This window comes from bacterium, assembly GCA_029210965.1.
Taxonomy (GTDB): domain Bacteria; phylum BMS3Abin14; class BMS3Abin14; order BMS3Abin14; family BMS3Abin14; genus JALHUC01.
In genome coordinates this window covers 64,790-85,227 of sequence record JARGFZ010000004.1, presented here as the reverse complement: position 1 = coordinate 85,227, position 20,438 = coordinate 64,790, and the positions used below count along the sequence as shown (strand labels likewise).

Here is a 20,438-nt window from a genome sequence, read left to right as displayed (position 1 = left end):
AATATTTTTTAATTTTTGTTATATATAAAGACAGTGAGCAAAGATTTACAGGTATTCAGCTATTTCAGATCTTATATATTCAACGGCGGCCTCTTTATCTTCCACCAGTGACCAGACCTCCTCCAGGTTCTTGAACCTGGTCTCTTTGCCGTTCTCAATATCCACTACGATGACCGTGTTGTAGAAAAAGTTATATTTTTTTTCGTATTGACCGGATCCTTCCCCATCAAGATCCAGGACCGAAAATACCAGCCTGCCCGCTTCCAGCTCTTCAGGGAAGTGGTTCTTGATAGCTTCATTGATCGAGGCTTCCAGCTTATAGCAGGCTTCACAGCGGAAACGCCTGTGAAACTGGTAGACGATCACTCCATTTTCCGGTACGGGGGCCGCCTGCAGTTTTGCCACACCGGTATAGAATCCAGGAGGGGCGCTTGATATCCAGAAAGCGGTCAATGCAGCCAGAAAGAGAAATTTGAAAGTACTTCGCTTTGCCATGTAAGGTCCTTTTAGCTTTGAATTAATGGCTTTAGCTGAACCTGGTGTTTTTTTCAGGATAACAGCCTTGCCATGAGACCCCAACATGTTTTGTCGGGAACCAGGTGTGTATTCTAATGATTAATTATCTTAAGGCAAGGAGGGAAACCAGTGCGGGGTGCGTGTCGCGGCCAGGCAAGGAAAAGCGACTGACGCGGGGTGGATTGAAATTCCTGTGACACGGGGACACGGGGTGGATTGAAATTCATATGACGCGGGGACATGGAGACGCGGCGTGGGAGCATGGGAGCGTGGGGGTAATGCTCATGTATCCAGGTCTCCAGCCGAGATTGCCGCGCCCACTGAAAAGGCACAGGGCTCGCAATGACATAGGCTTAAGTCATCGCCAACCGTCACCCATGTGACTTGTCGCGGCGAAGTGCGGTGAACGAAGATGGAAAAACCGCGGAGAAAATCAATATCTTCGTGCTTTGGCTCAGTCATTTATCCATTACATGATACAGTGGCATTGATTGATAATTAAAAATGATTACAATATAAGGTATGCACATCTGACCAGGAGGCAGGGTGAACAACCCGACAAAAAAACATACGATTATCCTTACCCTAATGGCTGTTATGGCGATCTTTGCCTTTGCGGTCCTTCATGTATCGTGTCATTCGGGGGCTGGTTCCCTTTGTCTTTTGACAATGTGTGCCTTTATTCTCACCTCTTTCAGTATTCCGTTCCTGGCTGGCGTAAATCCTCTGCTTGTCAACATTCCTGCCAGGCGCGGCGTATCCATCCCCTTCCGTTTGGAAAGACCTCCCCGTATCTGACAGAATATCCTTTTTTTAGCGGTTCACATAAACCATGTCGTTACCTAGAAGGGAGGCTGACCATGGAAACACGCAAGGAAGTCGGGTTCTGGAAGTGGGTCAACGAGAACGTAACCCGGATCCTCGAGGAACTCAAAGAGGATTCGGTGGCTGGCAATCCGCGCAAACCGGTGGACTGCTGTAATCCACCCACATCTCCACCAACCAGATAAAGGCTCAAGTTCTGAGAACGGGACAAACTGAACTCAAACCAGGTTTTCTGACACTTATTATCGGAGGTAAAATTGTGAAACCATTCAATTACAGAACACTTCTTTTTACTGCAGCACTTCTCTTCACTTTCGGGATGAACAGCTCCGCTATGGCAGAAGGTGTTCCCTGGAAAGACCATCAGGCGCCTTTTGATTTCCTTTTCGGGAACCACTTCGACACGCATCAGCAGACAAAGCCCATGCCCGACGGCAGTCTTTCCGGCTATCTCTACGTAAAGTTCACCGGGGATCTCACACCTGACGGAGTTCCTGTAACGAGGCACGCCGATGCCGGTGATCCCATGAACGAGGTTTCAGTGGGCTGGAAGATCAAGGCCGTCCCGGCCGCTGCCACGGTTGTTTACCACCAGACGGGTGACCATCCCATATGGCTTGTCGATGACCGTAACGACATTCCCCAGCCCGGCGGATACAGCCATTTCCACTGGCTGGACGGGCCCCTGAACGCCATGGACCTGATCATCGGGGAAACCTATGAGGGATATATTCTCGAACTCACCGCGAAGGACACCTTTGCTTTCATGCACGGTTCCGACAAGGTTTACGTCACCAACGGTCTGGATCTGGCGACCCATACCAACATCGTGACCAGCTTCCCGGGGTTTACCGATGGAGACCAGGACGGAGGTAATGGCGGAGGCCATTAAAAGAAATGCGCATCGGGGACAATTTCAGGGGGGATCTTTTCAACTGTTGTGAAAAGATCCGCCCGGTCCCCCTTAATAAATGAAAAAGGGGATGGAAAGCCCCGGAGGCAACTATCATGAAAACAGGAAAATTTTTAACCTGGATATCCATCGGTCTCTTTATGGGAACCGTTCTCACAACAACTGCCATGTCCGGTATGGACGGCGGGAGCAGCGGGGGCGGGATGGGAGGATCGGGAAGTGAAAACGGTGATAAAGGAATGGACAGTGCAGACAGGGAAACGGACTCTCATCAGGATCGTCAGCCCGGTGCTGGTATGAAAAGCGATCCTGCTGCTCACGAATTCAAATCCCTGCCCAGGTTTTCCACCGGAACCATGGATGATGGCGGTGTGAAAATGGAGCTGGAGCCTTATTCCTATGAAAATGGGGTTTTCCGGGTGAAATTCTTCGCCAACACCCACACGGCCAACCTGGGTGACTATGACATGATGGAGTTGATGCACATTGAATTTAATGACACTGAATATAAACCGGTATCGGCGGACCGTATGCGCGGACATCATGCAGGAGGGGAGGTTACGTTTAACCTTCCGGAGGCCCCCGATAGCTTTCGCATCATCGTTCGTGACCTTCCAGGAATGGAAAAGCGCATTTTTGAATGGTGAATAGGTGATTTGTCAGCTGCCAAGTTAGCGAAGATTGGAGGAATGAGTGTATCCTGAATTGATTCACCTTGGACCGCTTACCATCCACACTTACGGCGCCCTGTACGCCTTGGGGATCCTCACCGCCGTCGCGCTGTCGGAATATTTGTACCGGCGCGACGGTGGCAAGCCGGAAACGATCATGGATCTGGCCCTTCCCGTTGTCATCGGGACCCTTATGGGTGCCAGAGCCCTTTTCATCATAGTCGAGCACAAATATTATCTTCAGAACCCGGCTGAGATCATCATGGTCTGGAAGGGCGGGCTGGTCTTCTACGGAGGGCTCATGGGCGGCGCCCTGGCGTTCATTATCACCGCCAGAGTGAAGAAGCTCGATCTGTGGCACCTGGCCGACACTGTAGCTCCCGGCGTTGCCCTTGGTCATGCGTTGGGCCGCCTGGGCTGTTTCTTCGCCGGTTCCTGCTACGGTCGTCCCACTGATGTGCCCTGGGCCGTCATATATTCAGACCCTAACTCTCTGGCCAGAGATATTATCGGCGTTCCCGTTCACCCCACCCAACTCTACTCGGCGGCCTTCCTCATCTTTTTGTCTGTTATACTTATCTTCATTGGAATCAGGTCCACTTTCAAGGGCCAGGTCATCGCTACCTACGGGATCCTGTACGGCACATTCCGCTTTTTCATCGAGTTCCTTCGCGGTGATCCACGAGGAACTGTTGCCCTGGCTGATGTGACCCTTTTCACCAGTCAGGCGGTGAGCCTGGTGCTGGCGCCGATCTCTATCGCGGCCTATATTTATCTGAGAAGAGAAGGAGCAAGTCATGATTGAAGAGAGATACTATTTCAAGACTACCGTGGACATGCCCTACGACCAGGCTGTAGAGAAAGTTCGAAAGGCTCTTGCTGGTGAAGGGTTCGGCGTTCTCACCGAGATCGATGTCAAGGCGACCCTTAAAAAGAAGCTGGATGTGGATTTCAAGCCCTACGTGATCCTCGGAGCCTGCAACCCGCCCCTGGCCTACAAAACACTCCAGGCAGAGGAGCAGATCGGGCTCATGCTGCCGTGTAACGTCGTGGTCCAGGAAGGAGCGGACGGGGAAAGCATCGTGGCTGCCTTAAACCCCTTGGTGGCCATGGAGTCGGTGGGCAACCCCGACCTGGAACCCACCGCCAGAGAGGTGACCGGAAAATTAAAAAGGGTTATCCAGTCCCTTGTTTGACCTTTACGAGGAGTTGAGGGGAACAGGGAACTCCCTTTTCGAAGAAATTACCGGCAGTCAGCCGGTCAACTTAAGGAAAGGTGAATCATATGATGGGTTGGGGAAATCATGGTTACGGGATGTGGGGTGGTGGAGGATTCGGAGGAATCGTTATGATACTGTTCTGGGGCCTTATCATCGTGGGCGTTGTCCTGGTCATCCGGCATTTCACGGCAGGGCTGGTTTCAAGCAGAAAGGATTCTTCACCCTACGAGGCTCCTTCAGAACCCCTGCAGATCCTGAGGGAGAGGTACGCCAGGGGTGAGATCGACACCGAAGAATTCGAGGAAAGGAAGAAAATCCTGGAGGGGGAAAAATGAGGTCCGGGGATCCAAAAAGGACCCTCATGTGGGGAGTCGGGTTGATCCTCCTCGGGTTTGCGGGTCTCCTGCTTTTTAATGGCGCCGGTTCCCGTATGACCTCCTTTACAGGCTGGGGAGGGGGCGGCCTTTACGACAAGGGCTCCTATGCTTCCAGCGGCGAGAGGATATATTACCTCGGCATGGACAGTGACGGGAAACGTTTAAGGACGCGGGACGGTCCGCATTGGTTGAATTCAATGGGCGGAAGCTGCGTAAATTGCCACGGTGCCGATGGCCGGGGCGGATTCCCTGTCATGATGGGAACGAAGGTGCCTCCGGATATCCGGTACAAGGCTCTGGCATCAGGAGCGCGGGAAACCAGGGGCGAAGCGGCTGAAATAGAGCAGCCTTACACCGATGAGGATATCCGGCGGGCCATAACGGAGGGTGTGGAGCCGGACGGCAAGCGGCTCGACCCTACCATGCCCAAGTGGAAAATGAGCGATCAGGACCTTCAGGATCTTCTGGAATTTCTCAAGACCCTGGACTGAACCCAATGGACTGAACCGGCAGGTGGGCGCCCCTGGTGGCGGGAGATGCCTGGCAGCTTTCCCGGCGAAGTTGCTGCGGCCGCACTTGCATACCATAGGGGGGTATGGTATAATCCTATACGGATTGCGGATTACGGAGGGCTTATGGATCATTCGACACAGATACCCAGGCTCAACCGGATAGAAGGCCAGATCAGGGGCATCACCAGGATGATCCAGGAGGGGCGCTACTGTGTCGACATCCTGACCCAGGTCAAGTCAGCGTCAAATGCCCTTGCCAAGGTTCAGGAGAACATTTTTAAAGCCCACCTGGAAGGGTGCGTGAGGAATTCTCTAACAGGGGATGACCAGGGAGAGAGGAAGGCCAAGGTTGATGAAATACTTGAGATCCTCTCGAAGTTCCGCTGAATTTGAAGTCAGGAGAGAAAATGGCAATTGATCCCGTATGCAATATGGAAGTGGATGAAAAGACAGGCCTCTCGGGGGAAAAGGACGGGAAGACATTCTATTTCTGCAGCCCGGGATGTAAGGAGAAATTTCTGGGGACGGAAATTTCTCACGAGCACGCAGCACGCAGTACGCAGCACGCAGAAGAAGAGCAAGACGATAATGCATCCGAAATCCATTCCCAGGGCGAGGCTTGCGTTATTCCTCAGCCAGGAGACAAAGCAGCAGAAGCCTGTGAGATACCACTGGCCGGGGATCAGGCCGAACCGGCGACGAAGACCGTCACGATGGGAATTACCGGGATGCACTGTGCTTCCTGTGCCTCGACCATCGAAAAGGCGCTTTCCAAGCTCAACGGTGTGTCAGAGGCCAACGTGAACTTTGCAGCCGAATCGGTGATGGTCCGGTTTGACCCTGCCTCGATCTCTCTGCAGGACCTTGAAAAGACCATAGTGGGAGCGGGGTATACACCTTTTGTGAGAGAGGAGACCGCTGCCGGGCACCTTGATCTGAAGGTGGTCGGCATGGACAACCCCCACTGCCTCGGTACGGTGAAAGGTGCCCTGAACAGCCTGAAGGGGATCAAATCCAAGGAGCTCTTTATTAACGAGAGGGCAAAGATCGATTTCGATCCCTCGGTTATTACAAAGGAGCAGATCTTTCAGACCATACGGGACGCCGGATATACCCCTGTTGAGGAGACGGGTGAGACACTGGACAGGGAGAAGGAGGCGAGGGAACGGGAGATCAAAACCCTCAAGTTCAAGTTCATTTTTTCCGTTGTCATGGGTATTCCCCTGGCGCTCTTTGCCATGGGTCCCATGGTAGGCATTACCATACCCGGTATCTCCGACAGGTGGGGGGCTGTTATCCAGTTCCTCCTGGCCACTCCCATACTCATCGTCAACTATCAGTTCTACACAAGGGGTATCCTCTCGGTCATCAAGACGAAAATGGCCACTATGGATACCCTGGTAGCGCTGGGTACCGGCGCCGCGTGGATCTACAGCACGGCCATCCTGATCGCCATCTGGGCCGGCAGGCCCGGATATTCGACCCATAATCTTTACTACGAAACTGCCGGTCTCCTTATCGTGTTCATCCTCCTGGGTAAGTGGCTCGAAGCCATCGCCAAAGGGAAGACCTCCGAGGCCATAAAGTCCCTCATGGGGCTGCAGGCTAAAACCGCCCTCGTTGTAAGAGACGGCAAGGAGATTGAGGTTCCCATAGAAGATGTGCGCACCGGAGACGAGGTGCTGGTGAAGCCGGGCCAGAAAATTCCGGTAGATGGGATCATAGTCGATGGATATTCGGCCGTGGACGAATCCATGCTCACCGGCGAGAGCATCCCGGTAGAAAAAACTAAAGGCGACCAGGTGGTGGGCGCTACCATAAATAAAACAGGTTCCTTCAGGTTTAAAGCCACCAAGGTGGGTAAGGACACAGCGCTAGCCCAGATCATCAAACTGGTGGAGGAGGCCCAGGGTTCCAAGGCTCCTATCCAGGCGCTGGCGGACCTAATTTCCGCCTATTTTGTGCCGGTGGTGGTGGGTCTTGCCATCGTGGCTTTCGGTATCTGGATGCTTGCCGGACAGAGCTTTATTTTCGCCCTGACCGTTTTCATTGCTGTTCTCATCATCGCCTGCCCATGCGCCCTGGGGCTGGCAACGCCCACTGCCGTCATGGTAGGAACCGGGCTGGGTGCGAAAAACGGGGTCCTTATCAAGAGTGCCGAGGCTCTTCAGATGGCCCACAAGATCGACACGGTCGTGTTCGACAAGACCGGGACCCTGACCAAGGGGGAACCCGAACTCACCGACGTTGTCACATTCGGCGAATGGAACTCTGATGAAGTGCTCGCCCTGGCCGCGGCCGTCGAGAAAAGCTCCGAACATCCGCTTGGAGCGGCCATCGTCCAGGGAGCCCTTGCCCGGGGTCTGGAGCTAAGCCCACCAGTGAACTTCAACTCCATCACAGGAAAAGGGGTCGAGGGTACCGTCAGCGGCCGAAAAGTGGTCATAGGGAACAGGGCCTGGTTCACTGAGGCGGGCCTGGACCTGAAAAGCACAGACGAGGCGATGACCGGGCTCGAGGACCAGGGCAAAACAGCCATGATCGTCGGACTGGATAATGAGATCGCCGGGATCCTCGCCGTGGCCGACACCCTGAAGGAACACTCCGCTGCTGCGGTCAAAGCGCTGCAGGAGATGGGCAAGGAAGTGATCATGATTACCGGAGACAACCGGCGGACAGCTGAGGCCATCGCCGCCCAGGTGGGTATAAAAAGGGTGCTCAGCGAGGTGCTTCCCCAGGACAAATCAGCTGAGGTGAAGAAGCTTCAGGACTCCGGCCTCAAGGTGGCCATGGTGGGTGACGGCATCAACGATGCTCCGGCCCTGACCCAGGCTGATATCGGCATCGCCATAGGCAGCGGGACCGATGTGGCCATCGAATCCGGGGACATCGTGCTCATAAAGGACGACATCAGGGACGTGGTCATGGCCATGGATCTGTCAAGCTTCACCATGCGCAAGATAAAGCAGAACCTCTTCTGGGCCTTTATCTACAACTCCCTCGGTATCCCCATCGCCGCCGGAGTGCTTTACCCCTTCACCGGGTTCCTTCTCAGTCCCGTTATCGCGGGAGCGGCCATGGCGTTCAGTTCCTTTTCGGTGGTTTCCAACTCACTGCTGATGCGCAGGTACAGGCGAAGGATATGAAAACCGGCTCTCGTCAACCCGGGCCGAGACCGTAGATGCGAAAATAGTTCCTGCCCTTCCGGTAAATGACATAGGCTTCCGACAAGATCTCCCAGAGGACGAAGCTGCCGGCCAGGGCCGGCAGCAGGGGTGGGGAGAACGGGAACAGCAGGGCGCCGGCCAGAACCATCAAAGGCAGCGATTGGAGATGCCCCAGTTCGTGAAGGATCTGCAAGTGGATAGAGTCCCCTTTGGAAGCCCCATGCGCAGGAGCATATTAACCAGTTGGGGATGGGGAGGCAGGGGACCGACGGAGGCCCAGTGCGCGCCGTAAAAGCGCAGTGTCAGAGAAAGCCCGTACCATGTCTTAAGCTCTCTGGTCAGAACAGGTTTCATGTTTACAATTTACGCTAACCACCAGGCTTTTACATGGAAAATCCTGGCTGGCTCCTTATAACCCCCAAACGGAGTCTGTGGACAACCGGTTCGGAAATAATATGCCTCATGCCTTCAGGTTATTTGAAGGCGCAGCCAGGTGTTGCGCCCACCTTTTTCAGCACGATGGCCAGTGGGCAGAACCCGGTAAATGCCGCCTGGAACATATTAAGTCCGACAAACGCCGCCATGAGCAACCAGTACGGGTGAACCGCGTAGCCGAGGACAAGGCTGGTAGTGATTACGGTTCCCGCGAAAGCCATTACGATCCGATCGATATTCATTTTTTACTCCTCAAGGTTCAGGTTTATGTTTAAATCACACTTTATTATTTAACTATTATAATCTAAAAAACGAATATAGCAAATATAATCTGAGAGTCAATCCCCTGGATTATTTAATATTCGCAGGTTAAACCTAACTTGTTAAAGGTTTTACTCCGTGTCCCCGCGTCTCCGCATCCCCGTGTCATATGAATTTCAATCCACCCCGTGTCACCGGGTCTTCGTGTCAGGCGGATCGTCTGCGTTCCGTCGCCTTCTGTTCAGGAACAACTTAACAGCCACGGGAATGACGGTCATGAACCCCAGGAGCAGCACGGTGAGGCCGATGTGTCCCGGGTCCTTGGTGCTCATAATGCTGCCGAAATGGGCAAGCACGAAACTGGTCGGGATGATCCCCACGGTTGTGGCAAAAAGGAACCGCCACCATGTAATGGAGGTAAGTCCTGCCGCGTAACTGACAATATCAAAGGAGATGAAGGGCAGCAGCCGGAAAACAAGAATCATCCCCATAAGCCCCATCTGGGAGCCGAGAAGGCCCACCTTCAGCTTTTCCCCGAACCACCTGTAGAGGATGTCATGACCGAGAAGCCGGGCAATTATAAAGGAAATAAAGGCGCCGCTCACAGAACCGATGACGACGTAAAGCGTCCCCCAGGTGTGTCCGTAGGCAAAACCGGCAGCAAGAGCGATAGGAGCGCTGGGAAGCGGATTGATCACAACGGCGATCATGAAAAAGCAGATGATGACCAGGGGTCCCATACTACCCGCTCTTTCAATCACAGCGTGGAGTTTTTTGCTGTCCATGAACAGGGATACGGTTCCTGTGCGGTGAAGTAAAATGTAGGTGAGGATAATTACCGCAATGAGCAGCAGCCCAAGGAAGATGTGCCGCCGAAGCCGGTCCTCCCGGGCCTGGGGAGCGCCATTGCTGTTGGCAGGTTCCCGATCTTGCTGTTTTATGCTGTTCATCATCCGGATTATAGGGGAATATCGATGGTTGAACAATCGAAGGGTTTGAAATCGTGAATAGGGGGTAGGCAGGTAAAACAGAGACAATGAAAATGGAGGTGTGGAAAACAGGATGAAAATCGACTGCTATTTTTCCATGGGATGCACTTCGGATGTTGCCCTCAGGCAGAACCTCAATGAGGCGCTGCAGGCTGAAGGTGTCGAGGCTGATGTAAGCTACCATCGTATCGGGGACGATGAAGCCACAAGGCTGGATCTGAAGGGTTCTCCCACCATCCTCATAAACGGTGTTGATCCCTTCCCCTCTGACATCGACGGGTTCTCATGACGGGTCTATGAAGACGAGTCCGGGAGACTCGCCAACGTCCCCTCGGTGGCCGCCTTTCGTCAAGTAATAGCCGGGCTGTATACTTCGGGCAGCGACCTGGGAAAGGGGACAAGGTAAAAGGGAAAGGGCAATGAGCTTTCCTGTCCCTTGTATCTTGAGCCTTGTCCCTTAAGTTTAATACCTTCCCTTGCGCCGCCGACGGTGGTTGTCGTCTCCCCAGTCGTCATCGTGAAAATCGGGGGCTACGAAGAACCAGAATTTGCCCCTGGGATGCCACTGCCGCCGGTAACCGTGCCGCTCGTAGTCTCTATAGTATTCGCCCCGGTAATACCTGTAAACGTCATTGTCATCCCATTTGTCGGGGCCGATAACGTATCGGTAGGGGATCATCCCAAGTCTGCGCGTCGTCCTGAAATCGGAGGGCAGGTCTGCCAGGGCCGCGGGAACGCTTTTGGTCATAATACCGCTCCACGGGCCGTCAAAGTTACCGCTCATTGACCAGGAGCCTCCTGAATTCCGGTACCACTTGCCCAGATTAAAGAAGATATCTTCATCAGTGCCAGGCAGAAAATAGGATCCGGTGCCTTCGATATTGTAAAGGTACTCCGGCTGGCCGCTCTGGTCATGTTCGTCATAACCGGTAGCGTAAACAGAGCCTCCGGTGATTGATATAAGCAGCACGGCCAGTGCTGCCGCAATAAGGGACCTTATAATCAGTTTATCCATAACTTTTACCTCCTCCGCACTCCCCTTATCCTGTTAAGACAAGTATAAGGCAGAGTTGTTACAAAGAAGGGGATGAGGGATAAGGGATAAGGAATAACCATCCTCATAGGTGTGTAACAGACATATCATACTTGCACTGCCCTGATTGCGGTCGTCTGCCCGTTCCGTTTAATATAGTGAAACTTTCCAACCGGTTTCCACAAACCGTTTACCTGAACTATTGGATCATTAACATAGTCTGGAGGGGGAAGAAGATGTCCAGAAGCCTGTTCGCCGCACTGCTGCTTTTTGTTCCTCATTTCCGTACCCTGCCTTGCCGCCGATATCCCGGAATCCCTTAAACCCTGGGAGGGCTGGGTCCTTCACAACGAGGAGGAGAATGTGTGTCCTCCCGTTTTCAACAACGGGAACGACCACAGGTGCTACTGGCCCACCGAGCTTTTACTGGATCTTGACGGGGCAGGCGGCAGGTTCGACCTGAACGTTACGCTCTACGCCGAGTCCTGGGTATCCCTCCCGGGTGGACCAAAATCATGGCCCCAGAAGGTCAGCGTGAAAGGTACCCCCCATACTGTGACCCTGAACCAGGGCCGCCCGGCTCTTTTGCTCCCCACCGGGCAGTACAGTATCCGCGGAGAGTTTACTTGAGAGCGGCTGCCCGAATCCCTTCCGGTCCCCCCGGCCAGCGGACTGGTGCGCCTGACTTTCGACGGCACCGAAGTGACCTTCCCGGATTTTCGCACGAACAGGTTATGGCTCAAGGACCATAGCAGTGAAGCAGTCTCGGCCGAGGACCGTCTGGAGCTCCAGGTCTACCGCCGTGTGGAGGATATGGTTCCCATGCAGATGATCACACGCATGGAGATCGACGTGGCAGGCCGGCAGAGAGAGGTGGTCATTGGTCCTGTGCTGCCTGTCCAAAGTGAAGGCGAGCTATTTATCCCTGTGAAGCTTACAAGCCCCATCACCGCCAGGCTGGAAAACGACGGTTCTCTGCGCCTGCAGGTACGCCCGGGGCACTGGGTGGTAGAGGTGGCAGCCCGATCTACCGGCGCCGTTGAGGTACTCCCTGTACCCGAGGTCAAGGCGCCCTGACCGTCCGAAGAGGTGTGGGTCTTTGCGGCACACACTGACCTTCGGCTCGTCGAGCCAGGTGGTCTTCCGGCTGTGGATCCGAGGCAGACCACCTTGCCCGAGGGCTGGCGTGAGTTACCGGCCTTCCTGGTAAAATCGGGAAAAGCCCTGTCCCTGAAACTTGTTGGTCAGGGCGACGCGGACCCGGCCATGGATCAGATCTCCATCAAACGGGAGTTGTGGCTCGATTTCGACAACAGAGGTTACACGGTCCAGGATGTCATCCAGGGAACCATGTCCCGCACCCATCGGCTGGAGGCATCTGAAAGTCTGCTCCTTGGCCGCGTCAACGTGTCCGGCGAAGATATGCTCATCACTACCAGGAAAGGGACCGACACCAAAGGTGTGGAGGTGTGGCTCGGGCAGATAAAGACCGTAGCCGCCAGCCGCGTGGAGGGAAAGATCTCCCGGCTCAAAGCCACCGGCTGGGACCACGACTTTACCTCCGCTTCGGCAAAGATAAACATGCCTCCGGGGTGGGAGGTACTGGCTGTCACCGGCGTGGACAACCGTCCCCGAACCTGGCTGTAGAACTGGACCCTGCTGGACCTGTTCCTCCTCCTGATCATCTTCATAGCGTCCTTCCGCCTGCTGGGCCCGCAGACAGGGGCAATAGCCCTTGTCTGCGGGCCCTGTCCTGGCAAACGACTTTCGCGCCCCGCACGATCTGGCTGCACATCCTCGTCGCCGTGGCCCTGCTCAGGTACCTCCCGGAGGGCCGTCTGAAAAAAGCCGCCAAAAACTACCGTGCCCTGGCCTTTTTCCTGCTCATTCTCATGTTCATCCCCTTCGCCGTGGACCAGGTGAGAACGGCCGTTTACCCGCAGCTTGAGAATATGGGTGTCCTGCCCATGTTCGGTATGGCTAAAAGTGCATCCACAGTCCAGCGCTACGATCCCAACGTTCAGGTTAGTGGTGAGTTCTATGATGAAGTACAGGAAATGCGTGCAACGGAGGAGCCGGAATATGACCAAAACCTGGCTCGCCAATTGCCGGAGCTGGCTCCCACCCGGCAGGCTTTAGATAAATCCAGATCCTACCGGAGCTCCGACCTGTTCAGCCTCCCGAGCAACACCATGCTGCAGAGTATCGATGAGGGTGCCCTGGTCCAGACCGGTCCGGGGCTGCCGGGTTGGTACTGGGACAGCGTCAACCTTTCCTGGAACGGACCTGTGAGCCGCGGCCAGGAAGTAAGTATTTATTACCTGCCACCATGGGCTAACTCCGTGGTCAAGGTGGTGCGCGTCATCCTCGTGGGGCTTTTAGGACTTCTCCTCGCGGGGATACGCTTGCCCGCCCTGCGCACTTCGACTTCAGCACTTGGCACTGTTTTTTCAACACTTATCTCTTCAGCACTTGTATCTTCAGCACTTCTCATTCCCTCTCCCTCTCCCTCTCCCGCTATCGCTAATGAGTTTCCGTCTACCGAACTGCTGCAGGAACTGCAGACCAGGCTCCTCGAACCCCCCGAGTGCCTCCCGGATTGTGCCCAGACAAGCCGCTTGAGGCTTGATGCCGATCCCGGGATGCTCAGACTGCGCCTGGAAGTGCACGTCATGGAGGAGGTGGCTGTGCCCCTGCCGTGTACCGCGGAACAGTGGCTGCCCCAGACGTTACTTGTGGACGGCAAACCGGTCCGTGCGCTGTCACGAAGCAGTGACGGCGTTTTGTGGGTAAACCTTGAAAAGGGTATCCACCAGGTGCTTCTGGAAGGCCATCTCCCGGGCCGCAGTACGGTGCTCATCCCCCTGAACCTGCCGGTGCACCGTGTGGATGCCAAAGTGAAAGGCTGGGCCCTGGAGGATGTGCACGAAAACGGAGCGGCGGACAAACAGCTCCAACTCACCCGCATCAAACAAGAGACAACATCGGATATGCCGTCTCTTGAGGCAGAGGCGCTGCCGCCCTTTGTCCTGGTGGACAGATCCCTGTTTCTCGGCCTTGAATGGCGTGCCCTGACCAGGGTGCACCGAATTTCTCCCCCTGGTACGGCGGTGGTCCTGGAGGTGCCTCTTTTAAGCGGGGAATCGGTGATCACAGATGGCGTTCGGGTCAAGGACGGCAAAATCCTGGTGAACATGGGACCTGCCCAGAGTTCCATGACCTGGGAATCTGCCCTCGAGGAGGCCGAAAATGTCGATCTGGTGGCCCCCGACACAACCGGGTGGGTCGAGGCCTGGCGTGCGGAGGTCAGCCCCATATGGAATATGGAGCAGACGGAAGGTATCAACGTGGTCCACAGGGCGGATCCGAGAGGGGTCTGGGCTCCGGTCTGGCGTTCCTGGCCGGGAGAATCGGTGAAGCTCAGAATAACCCGTCCGGAGGGTGTGTTCGGCAGCACTTTTACCATCGATACGAGTCAATACCTGTTAAAACCCGGGAAACACGCCACTGACGTCACCTTAAGTTTCGTTGCCAGGAGCAGTCTGGGTGGTCAGCATATCCTTGGTCTCCCCGAGGGTGCGGAGCTGACCGGGATCACCATCGACGGCGCCCTGCAGCCCATTCGCCCCGAAGGGGATAAGCTCACTCTTCCGGTGAGCCCCGGCAGACAAGCTTACGATATCAAATGGAGACTGCCCGAAGGGGTTGGCACCAGGTAACAGGTACTGCTATTAAGGCGGCCTTCGGGCCGCCTTCTTTATTGCGTAAATATTGACTGAAAACTGTTCGTTTGGTAATATTAGTACAAATTGGGCAAAATATCCGGGAGAACAAATGAAAGAAGAAAAAAACAGGAAGGGTGGAAAGCCTTACGTCCATGAAGCCATCGACACCAGTGTTGCCAGGGAGGGATTGTCCGACACACTGAACCGGGTTTCCTATGGGAAAGAGCGCATAATCATAAAGCGGCATGGAAAGGAGATCGCTGCCCTTGTTCCCGTGGAGGACTTGAAGTTCCTCGAAGAACTGGAGGACAGGATGGATCTGGAAGAAGCGCGCGCCGCACTGGCTGAGGCTGAAAAGGAGGGGACCATTCCCTGGGAAAAGGTCAAGAAAGACCTCGGGCTTTAGGCTGATCTGTGGCCACCTACCGGCTCGAATTTGCTTCCACGGCCGTCAGGCAGCTTGGATCACTGCCCCTAAAAATCCAGCGCCGGGTCAGCACAAAGATCGAGGCTCTCGCAACTGAACCCAGACCGGCAGGCTGCAGAAAACTCAAGGGACCTGACGACATCTTCCGGGTTCGTGTCGGAGACTACCGGGTCCTTTATCAGGTCGGAGACGATGTTCTTCTCGTATTGGTAGTGAGTGTAAGGAAGAGGAAGGAAGCGTATAAAAAATAGTTCCAGGTACCTGGTCCGGGTATCTGGTGTTGGCACCAGGTACTGATCTTGGGGCGGCTCGAAAGGGCCGCCTTTAATTTCAGACAAGGACAATCCCTACTTCATCTTAACCTTCTCCGCCACCAGGCGGATGCCGTAGGTGATGACCCCCTCTTTTTTGACCTTCGGCTGGTAATATTCCTCAACTGACCTCAGGGCCGGGTGGTAGACAATACCTGTATCCAGGTCCACCAGGTTCCAGAGGGAACGTTCATTATATTGAGCGTCTTCCCTATTCTTGATAAAGGGAGAAAAGGGCGTGAAGGTGGTCCTGCCGGTGGGCAGATGTATCAGGTTGAGGCCGATCCAGTCACCTTCCACGTGGGACCGCCAGGCATAGTCCCCTGACTCTGATGCGGAGTAGGCTCCCAGGATCTTGTTTCGGATCAGGCTGAGCCTGGCGATCTCCTCACGGTCCCTGGTAACAGACTTTGAGATCATGGCGTTCTTAAGCCCCTCCATCGCGGAGAAGAAACTTAACTGCGCTTCTGCCCTGGCAAATGCACTGTTCATTCGTGACTGGTTCTGAAGATTGGCCGCTTTCCAGGAATTACTTTCCGCCGCCAGGTTATTGGGGGTGCCAGCACTCAGGCGGTAATTGCGAGCCTGGTAGGAATAGTTATTGGACAGGTTCCGGGAGTTGGCCGACATGCTGCTGAAGGCGTCGCTTGCCCCGCCCGCACCGCCGAACCAGATGGCCTTGGGAAGCTTTCCGATACGGTTTTGCAAAACGGATATCCAGTTGTCCAGCGCATCCAGATGAGCCTCCTGGGTCACTGGAGGCATTCCCACCTTGTAAACAATTTTTCCTGACTGGGCGTCGAAACCTGCGATCATCAACTCCCCAACGTAGATCACCTTGCTGCCGTATTTTCGGATTCTTACCGGGAACGACTGCCCGGTGAGGGTAACAGAGGAAGCAAAGATCTCCCTGCCTGTCCCGCTGTCGAGGCACAGCACCTTCGCGGAGGTGGCCACTAAAGGCGATCGCCGTCTTCTATGAGATTGCTCACCGTGGCCTGGGTGCTGCTGTACTTCCATAGGGCCTGGCCGCTCTTCGGGTCATGTTTGGCCAGGAACCAGCTGCCGCCCTCATCCTGGCCGCGGAGATAAAGGGTGTCCCCGGCAGGGTAGATGTTTGTGTATCGGGATTTTTCGTCTAAAGGAGCTGTGAGGATCGATTCACCCGTCTCAGGATTGAGGAAATGCAGCGTTTTCTCCTTGTCGATGATGTAGAGTTTGTTCATTTCCAGCTTCGGAGGGGGGGCAAGATTGTCGGGTACGATGTCCTTTCTTTGCCACAGAACCGCTCCTGAGGCCGGGTCAAGGCGCATGGCGTGACCATAGAAGCTCCACACATTCCGCGGTGTGACCAGGGGCGGTGTGGGGTGCCCTCCCTTCTGGACCTTGAACGTCTGCTTTTTCCTCTCCTTACCGCCCATGAGTGTGAGAGCGGTCATGTTCACTTTCTTTTTCTCCATTTCCAGGACCAGGATCGTATCAGCCGCGGGGACCGGGAGGAATTGGAAGGACCGCTTCTTGTTTATATACTGCACATACCATTGCTGTTTACCGGTCTCAGCATTCATGGCCGCCAGGGTAGTAAGGCCATCTCGCTGATCGTCTTCTCGAAGCAGAACCAAGTCTGAAAAGGCTGCAACAAGGTCATAGTAAGTGATGGCCCACCCCTCCGGTGAGTATTTCCAGAGGATCTTGCCGGTGCTGCTGTCCACCGCTTTGGCCTGCATGCTATCCAGGATCGTACGCGGTGCGTCCTCGGCGACAAGACCAAGTTTTCTCAGCGACTTCTCCACTGACTCGGCGACGTTCTTTTCGAGCTCTTCCAGATTAATATGGACCGCGTAAGCGGGGGAAGGTAATCCCGTCCAGAGCAGGAGAGCCAGGATCAGGGGGGAAAACCTGAGGTTGTTTTTTCATCTGGCTTTTTTAATTCTTGAGAGAACGCAGGACAGCGATAAAATCGCTCTTGATCTCTTCCGTGTTCTCCAGGGAGGAGCTGCGGGCCAAAACGATATAGTCACAGTTATTAAGGGAAAAAGTTCCCAGCATCTTTTCACCGAACAAAAAAGGTAAGCCTTTTTTTCTCACCCTTTTCGACAATGGAAGAGGTGTACTCGTAAAATACCGGGTCCCGGCCTGATGAGTGGATCTGCAGACCTCCGTTATCCACCGCCACAGCCGACGGGGATATCTCATAAATAGTTTGTTCAATGAGATAATTGGTGTTTTCCATAGTCCGGCAGAACAGGTGCATGGAGCCGCTGTCGCCTTTTCGGTAGGTGACGGGTCCACCATAGGCAGAATAACGCTCACGTGGAAGTTCCAGGCTTTCCGGCAATGGCTCATCCCGGGGAACTTCAGTCCAGCCCGCGGGGACCATAAAGTCAAACTTCTTCGCGTCGTCCTTCACCGGGGTCATCCCCTGGGTGTTCACGCCCAGAGGGCCATCATAGTAGGCCTGCTGGATGACACCGGCGCAGCCGGAAAGGATCATGATCAGGGTTAACAGGGTGAAAAGACATATCCGCACAGATGTAACGGTGAACGAACGCTCCATGGCACACTCCCTTGTGAAAGGCCCCTTGTTTAAGTCGGGAAAGTTTATGACTCTTGTGGGCGGACAGTCAAGGGCGCGTTGACAGGGCGGGTTGCCGGTGTAATAGGAAAAGTAGTGTACGAGTGCGCTCGCGTGCCCGGCGGGTGCCCGGGCGGTAGATCTGGACCAGGACCAGGACTTGGACCGGAACTTTCCTCCCCTCCTCTAAAGCGCCCAGCGGTAAGCGACGATCACCGATCCGTCAGCGATGCTGTATTCGTAGGGGCCCTTTTCCGCAAAGAGAACACCGACAGGATGCCGGCACCCAGCCCAATTCCTATTTTGAAGTCTTTTGACGCGTCCCAGGTGAGGGTCGGTACCACCTAGAGAAACCAGCCTTCAGCCGAGGTGCCCATGTCGGTCGCTTTCGCCGTGGAGAACGGTTCCTACTGCCTGTCCATGCGGAATCCGGAGAGGCCATATTCGATCAGCACGCCAAACCGGCTCTCCTCGATATATCTGGTGGGGCTCCGAAAGCTGAGATATGGCCAGGGCCAGAAATAAAACGGCCGGGATGAGTCTCGACCGAAACGTTTCCATGGTAATGGACCACCTCTCGCCACCCGGTTTCAAATCGTTAAAGCATTATGCCATAACGGGGTAGCAGGTAGATGCCCTATATCCGTCGGACATTGGACAAATTTCCTCGCGACCCGAGACTTTTCCTGTCCTCTCTTCATTTGATATGCAACGTTTCTCCGGCGCGCGGGGCGATGACATTGAACCCTTCCCCTTTCAGGAATTGGACGAAGGCCAGTGTCTGCTGCTCTTCGCCGTGGACAGCGGCGATCTTCCTGATGTTCAGGTTGGACTCCTTCAGGAATCGCAGCATCTCGGTTTGATCGGCATGGGCGCTGAAGCCGCCAAGTTCAACCACCCTTGCCTTCAGGGGGTACTCCTTTCCCAGGATCCTGACCATTGGCGGCTCGCCCGATTTTTGGGAAGCCAGGTCCCGGGTGCCCATTTCGAGGATGCGGCGGCCCAGGGTGTGCTCAGCCATGAAACCGATGATGAGGATGGTATGTTTCGGGTTGTGGATCTTGTGCCGGAGATGGTGCAGGATCCTCCCGCCTTCACACATACCGGAGGCCGAGATCACGATATGTGGTGTTTCATCACGATTCAGCGCCATGGATTCCTCAACCGAGGAGATGAATTTGACCTGAGAGAACCGGAAGGGGTTTTCCCCCTCCTCAAGAAACACCTTGTGGGTCTCCCGGTCGTAGACTTCCGGGTGCTCTCCGAAAACCTTGGTCAGTTTTGTTGCCAGCGGGCTGTCGATGTAGATGGGAACCCGGGGAACCTCTCCCTCGTCATATAATTCGTGGAGCCGGTAGATCAGCTCCTGGGTCCTGCCGTAGGCAAAGGCCGGGATGATCAGGGTGCCGCCCCGCCCCACCGATTCGACCAGGACCTGTTTGAGTTCGTTTTTCGTGCTGGAAACCGGATCGTGGAACCGGTTTCCATAGGTGCTCTCCATGACGAGAAGGTCCACATCCATCCGGTTGTCCTGAAACGTCAGGGTGGGGTCTTTAAGGATCGGTTTTCCGAAACGACCAAGGTCGCCCGTATAGCATACTGTGTAGGAACGCCCGTTTTCCCGGGCCTCAATTATTGTGATGGCCGAACCCAGAATATGGCCGGCATCATAAAAGGTGCATTGGATGTTCTTTCCTATGTTAACGGCCTGGCGGTAGGGATAACCGTCAAAATAGGAAAGGGATTTTTCAGCATCCTCCATGGAATAAAGGGGCGCAATAGGTTCCATGTTATACCGGTCCATCTGCTCGCTAATGGCATCCATGTTCAAGTCGTTGCGGTTTTTTTTCAGCATTTTCTTTATTTTTTTTGCAGCCCTTGCCGAGACCCGATGAGTCAGTGCGGAAGTCTTCGTCTGGTGGAGAAGGGAGCGGACAGCCTTGTAATTCAGATATCGGGCATCGGATTCCTGGATGTGGGCCGAATCGAGGAGCAGGTACTCGCAGGCTGCGGCCGTGACTTGGGTGCAGATGACCCTGCCGTTGAAATTCCGGTTTGTAACCAGAGGAATCCGGCCTGAATGGTCGATGTGTGCGTGGGACAACACGATGTTGGTCAGGATACGGGGGTCGAAAGGCAGAGTCCTGTTTTTGGCTTCGGTCTCCTTGCGTCGTCCCTGAAACATGCCGCAGTCTAAAAGGATGCGGTCAGAATCGGTGGTAAGCATATGCATGGAGCCGGTCACTTCTCTCACACCGCCGTAAAATGTGATATGCATGTTTTTCGCCTCCCTTTGTCGGTCTCACTCCTGGCCCAATTTGGAGATCAGGGAGAGAAGAAACAGGCTAAAAGCTTAAAGCGAAAGGGTCAGGTGAACCGCGCGTTCCCCTTTTACCTTTCTCATTTATCCTTCAACCTCTGCAGCATCGTTGCACACTTCCACGGATACCATGCATCATATCACAGGAGCAATCCGCGGGG

The 20,438-nt window shown here is 54.6% G+C and carries 26 protein-coding genes; 16 read left to right on the top strand and 10 right to left on the bottom strand.

Annotated elements, in window-relative coordinates:
• Nucleotides 1-45: 45 nt before the first annotated feature.
• Nucleotides 46-495, bottom strand: coding sequence for a nitrophenyl compound nitroreductase subunit ArsF family protein (locus P1S59_03235; GenBank protein MDF1525272.1), 450 nt, complete (start codon nucleotides 493-495; stop codon nucleotides 46-48).
• Nucleotides 496-1,376: 881 nt separating this feature from the next.
• On the opposite strand from P1S59_03235, the gene P1S59_03230 reads away from it, so the two are divergent.
• The 9 genes from P1S59_03230 (at nucleotide 1,377) to P1S59_03190 (ending at nucleotide 8,180) form a co-directional block, all read left to right on the top strand.
• The gene (locus P1S59_03230; protein ID MDF1525271.1) at nucleotides 1,377-1,526 is read left to right on the top strand and encodes a hypothetical protein; all 150 of its coding nucleotides are present in this window, start codon (nucleotides 1,377-1,379) and stop codon (nucleotides 1,524-1,526) included.
• Between the two features lie 74 nt (nucleotides 1,527-1,600).
• Nucleotides 1,601-2,233 carry a hypothetical protein gene (locus P1S59_03225; protein MDF1525270.1) on the top strand — a complete coding sequence of 211 codons (633 nt, stop codon included), beginning with the start codon at nucleotides 1,601-1,603 and terminating at the stop codon, nucleotides 2,231-2,233.
• A 116-nt stretch (nucleotides 2,234-2,349) separates the two neighbouring features.
• Entirely contained in the window at nucleotides 2,350-2,901 is a 552-nt protein-coding gene (locus P1S59_03220) for a hypothetical protein (GenBank protein ID MDF1525269.1), read from the top strand.
• Nucleotides 2,902-2,947: 46 nt separating this feature from the next.
• On the top strand, nucleotides 2,948-3,730 hold the full coding sequence (gene lgt, locus P1S59_03215; GenBank protein ID MDF1525268.1) for a prolipoprotein diacylglyceryl transferase: 783 nt from the start codon (nucleotides 2,948-2,950) through the stop codon (nucleotides 3,728-3,730).
• The gene (locus P1S59_03210; protein ID MDF1525267.1) at nucleotides 3,723-4,121 is read left to right on the top strand and encodes a DUF302 domain-containing protein; all 399 of its coding nucleotides are present in this window, start codon (nucleotides 3,723-3,725) and stop codon (nucleotides 4,119-4,121) included. Before lgt ends, P1S59_03210 begins: the two co-directional genes overlap by 8 nt.
• Nucleotides 4,122-4,273: 152 nt before the next feature.
• Entirely contained in the window at nucleotides 4,274-4,480 is a 207-nt protein-coding gene (locus P1S59_03205; protein MDF1525266.1) for an SHOCT domain-containing protein, read from the top strand.
• Nucleotides 4,477-5,013, top strand: a complete 537-nt coding sequence (locus tag P1S59_03200; protein MDF1525265.1) for a cytochrome c — start codon at nucleotides 4,477-4,479, stop codon at nucleotides 5,011-5,013. Before P1S59_03205 ends, P1S59_03200 begins: the two co-directional genes overlap by 4 nt.
• A 144-nt stretch (nucleotides 5,014-5,157) precedes the next feature.
• The gene (locus tag P1S59_03195; protein ID MDF1525264.1) at nucleotides 5,158-5,421 is read left to right on the top strand and encodes a metal-sensitive transcriptional regulator; all 264 of its coding nucleotides are present in this window, start codon (nucleotides 5,158-5,160) and stop codon (nucleotides 5,419-5,421) included.
• A 20-nt stretch (nucleotides 5,422-5,441) separates the two neighbouring features.
• Nucleotides 5,442-8,180, top strand: a complete 2,739-nt coding sequence (locus P1S59_03190; protein MDF1525263.1) for a heavy metal translocating P-type ATPase — start codon at nucleotides 5,442-5,444, stop codon at nucleotides 8,178-8,180.
• A gap of 13 nt (nucleotides 8,181-8,193) precedes the next feature.
• Here P1S59_03190 and P1S59_03185 read toward each other — a convergent pair whose 3' ends face one another.
• The 3 genes from P1S59_03185 to P1S59_03175 all read right to left on the bottom strand — a co-directional run bounded on the left by P1S59_03185 (nucleotide 8,194) and on the right by P1S59_03175 (nucleotide 9,847).
• Complete coding sequence (locus tag P1S59_03185; GenBank protein ID MDF1525262.1) at nucleotides 8,194-8,394, bottom strand: hypothetical protein; 201 nt, start codon at nucleotides 8,392-8,394, stop codon at nucleotides 8,194-8,196.
• Nucleotides 8,395-8,674: 280 nt separating this feature from the next.
• On the bottom strand, nucleotides 8,675-8,878 hold the full coding sequence (locus tag P1S59_03180) for a DUF2892 domain-containing protein (GenBank protein MDF1525261.1): 204 nt from the start codon (nucleotides 8,876-8,878) through the stop codon (nucleotides 8,675-8,677).
• A 210-nt stretch (nucleotides 8,879-9,088) separates the two neighbouring features.
• Nucleotides 9,089-9,847 (bottom strand): TVP38/TMEM64 family protein, encoded by a 759-nt coding sequence (locus tag P1S59_03175; protein ID MDF1525260.1) that lies wholly within the window; start codon nucleotides 9,845-9,847, stop codon nucleotides 9,089-9,091.
• A gap of 112 nt (nucleotides 9,848-9,959) precedes the next feature.
• Here P1S59_03175 and P1S59_03170 point away from each other — a divergent pair, with 112 nt between their 5' ends.
• Nucleotides 9,960-10,175: a hypothetical protein gene (locus P1S59_03170; protein MDF1525259.1), complete on the top strand. Its 216-nt coding sequence runs from the start codon at nucleotides 9,960-9,962 to the stop codon at nucleotides 10,173-10,175.
• A gap of 174 nt (nucleotides 10,176-10,349) precedes the next feature.
• Here P1S59_03170 and P1S59_03165 read toward each other — a convergent pair whose 3' ends face one another.
• Nucleotides 10,350-10,901, bottom strand: coding sequence for a hypothetical protein (locus P1S59_03165; protein MDF1525258.1), 552 nt, complete (start codon nucleotides 10,899-10,901; stop codon nucleotides 10,350-10,352).
• A gap of 288 nt (nucleotides 10,902-11,189) precedes the next feature.
• Between P1S59_03165 and P1S59_03160 the strand changes: the two genes are divergently transcribed.
• The 6 genes from P1S59_03160 (at nucleotide 11,190) to P1S59_03135 (ending at nucleotide 15,322) form a co-directional block, all read left to right on the top strand.
• On the top strand, nucleotides 11,190-11,549 hold the full coding sequence (locus tag P1S59_03160; GenBank protein MDF1525257.1) for a hypothetical protein: 360 nt from the start codon (nucleotides 11,190-11,192) through the stop codon (nucleotides 11,547-11,549).
• Between the two features lie 45 nt (nucleotides 11,550-11,594).
• Nucleotides 11,595-11,996, top strand: coding sequence for a hypothetical protein (locus P1S59_03155; GenBank protein ID MDF1525256.1), 402 nt, complete (start codon nucleotides 11,595-11,597; stop codon nucleotides 11,994-11,996).
• A 72-nt stretch (nucleotides 11,997-12,068) separates the two neighbouring features.
• Entirely contained in the window at nucleotides 12,069-12,566 is a 498-nt protein-coding gene (locus P1S59_03150; GenBank protein MDF1525255.1) for a hypothetical protein, read from the top strand.
• A complete protein-coding gene (locus P1S59_03145; protein ID MDF1525254.1) occupies nucleotides 12,512-14,638 on the top strand; it encodes a hypothetical protein in 2,127 nt (708 codons plus the stop codon). Before P1S59_03150 ends, P1S59_03145 begins: the two co-directional genes overlap by 55 nt.
• Before the next feature lie 115 nt (nucleotides 14,639-14,753).
• Nucleotides 14,754-15,050, top strand: coding sequence for a type II toxin-antitoxin system Phd/YefM family antitoxin (locus tag P1S59_03140; GenBank protein ID MDF1525253.1), 297 nt, complete (start codon nucleotides 14,754-14,756; stop codon nucleotides 15,048-15,050).
• Nucleotides 15,051-15,058: 8 nt separating this feature from the next.
• The gene (locus tag P1S59_03135) at nucleotides 15,059-15,322 is read left to right on the top strand and encodes a type II toxin-antitoxin system RelE/ParE family toxin (GenBank protein ID MDF1525252.1); all 264 of its coding nucleotides are present in this window, start codon (nucleotides 15,059-15,061) and stop codon (nucleotides 15,320-15,322) included.
• Nucleotides 15,323-15,418: 96 nt separating this feature from the next.
• Here P1S59_03135 and P1S59_03130 read toward each other — a convergent pair whose 3' ends face one another.
• The 5 genes from P1S59_03130 to P1S59_03110 form a co-directional block, all read right to left on the bottom strand.
• A complete protein-coding gene (locus P1S59_03130; GenBank protein ID MDF1525251.1) occupies nucleotides 15,419-16,339 on the bottom strand; it encodes a hypothetical protein in 921 nt (306 codons plus the stop codon).
• On the bottom strand, nucleotides 16,339-17,175 hold the full coding sequence (locus P1S59_03125) for a PQQ-binding-like beta-propeller repeat protein (protein ID MDF1525250.1): 837 nt from the start codon (nucleotides 17,173-17,175) through the stop codon (nucleotides 16,339-16,341). The genes P1S59_03130 and P1S59_03125 overlap by 1 nt, the downstream gene beginning before the upstream one ends.
• 133 nt (nucleotides 17,176-17,308) lie before the next feature.
• Nucleotides 17,309-17,431 carry a hypothetical protein gene (locus P1S59_03120; GenBank protein MDF1525249.1) on the bottom strand — a complete coding sequence of 41 codons (123 nt, stop codon included), beginning with the start codon at nucleotides 17,429-17,431 and terminating at the stop codon, nucleotides 17,309-17,311.
• A 4-nt stretch (nucleotides 17,432-17,435) separates the two neighbouring features.
• Nucleotides 17,436-17,939, bottom strand: a complete 504-nt coding sequence (locus tag P1S59_03115; GenBank protein MDF1525248.1) for a hypothetical protein — start codon at nucleotides 17,937-17,939, stop codon at nucleotides 17,436-17,438.
• A gap of 715 nt (nucleotides 17,940-18,654) precedes the next feature.
• A complete protein-coding gene (locus tag P1S59_03110) occupies nucleotides 18,655-20,235 on the bottom strand; it encodes an MBL fold metallo-hydrolase (protein MDF1525247.1) in 1,581 nt (526 codons plus the stop codon).
• Nucleotides 20,236-20,438: the final 203 nt, after the last annotated feature.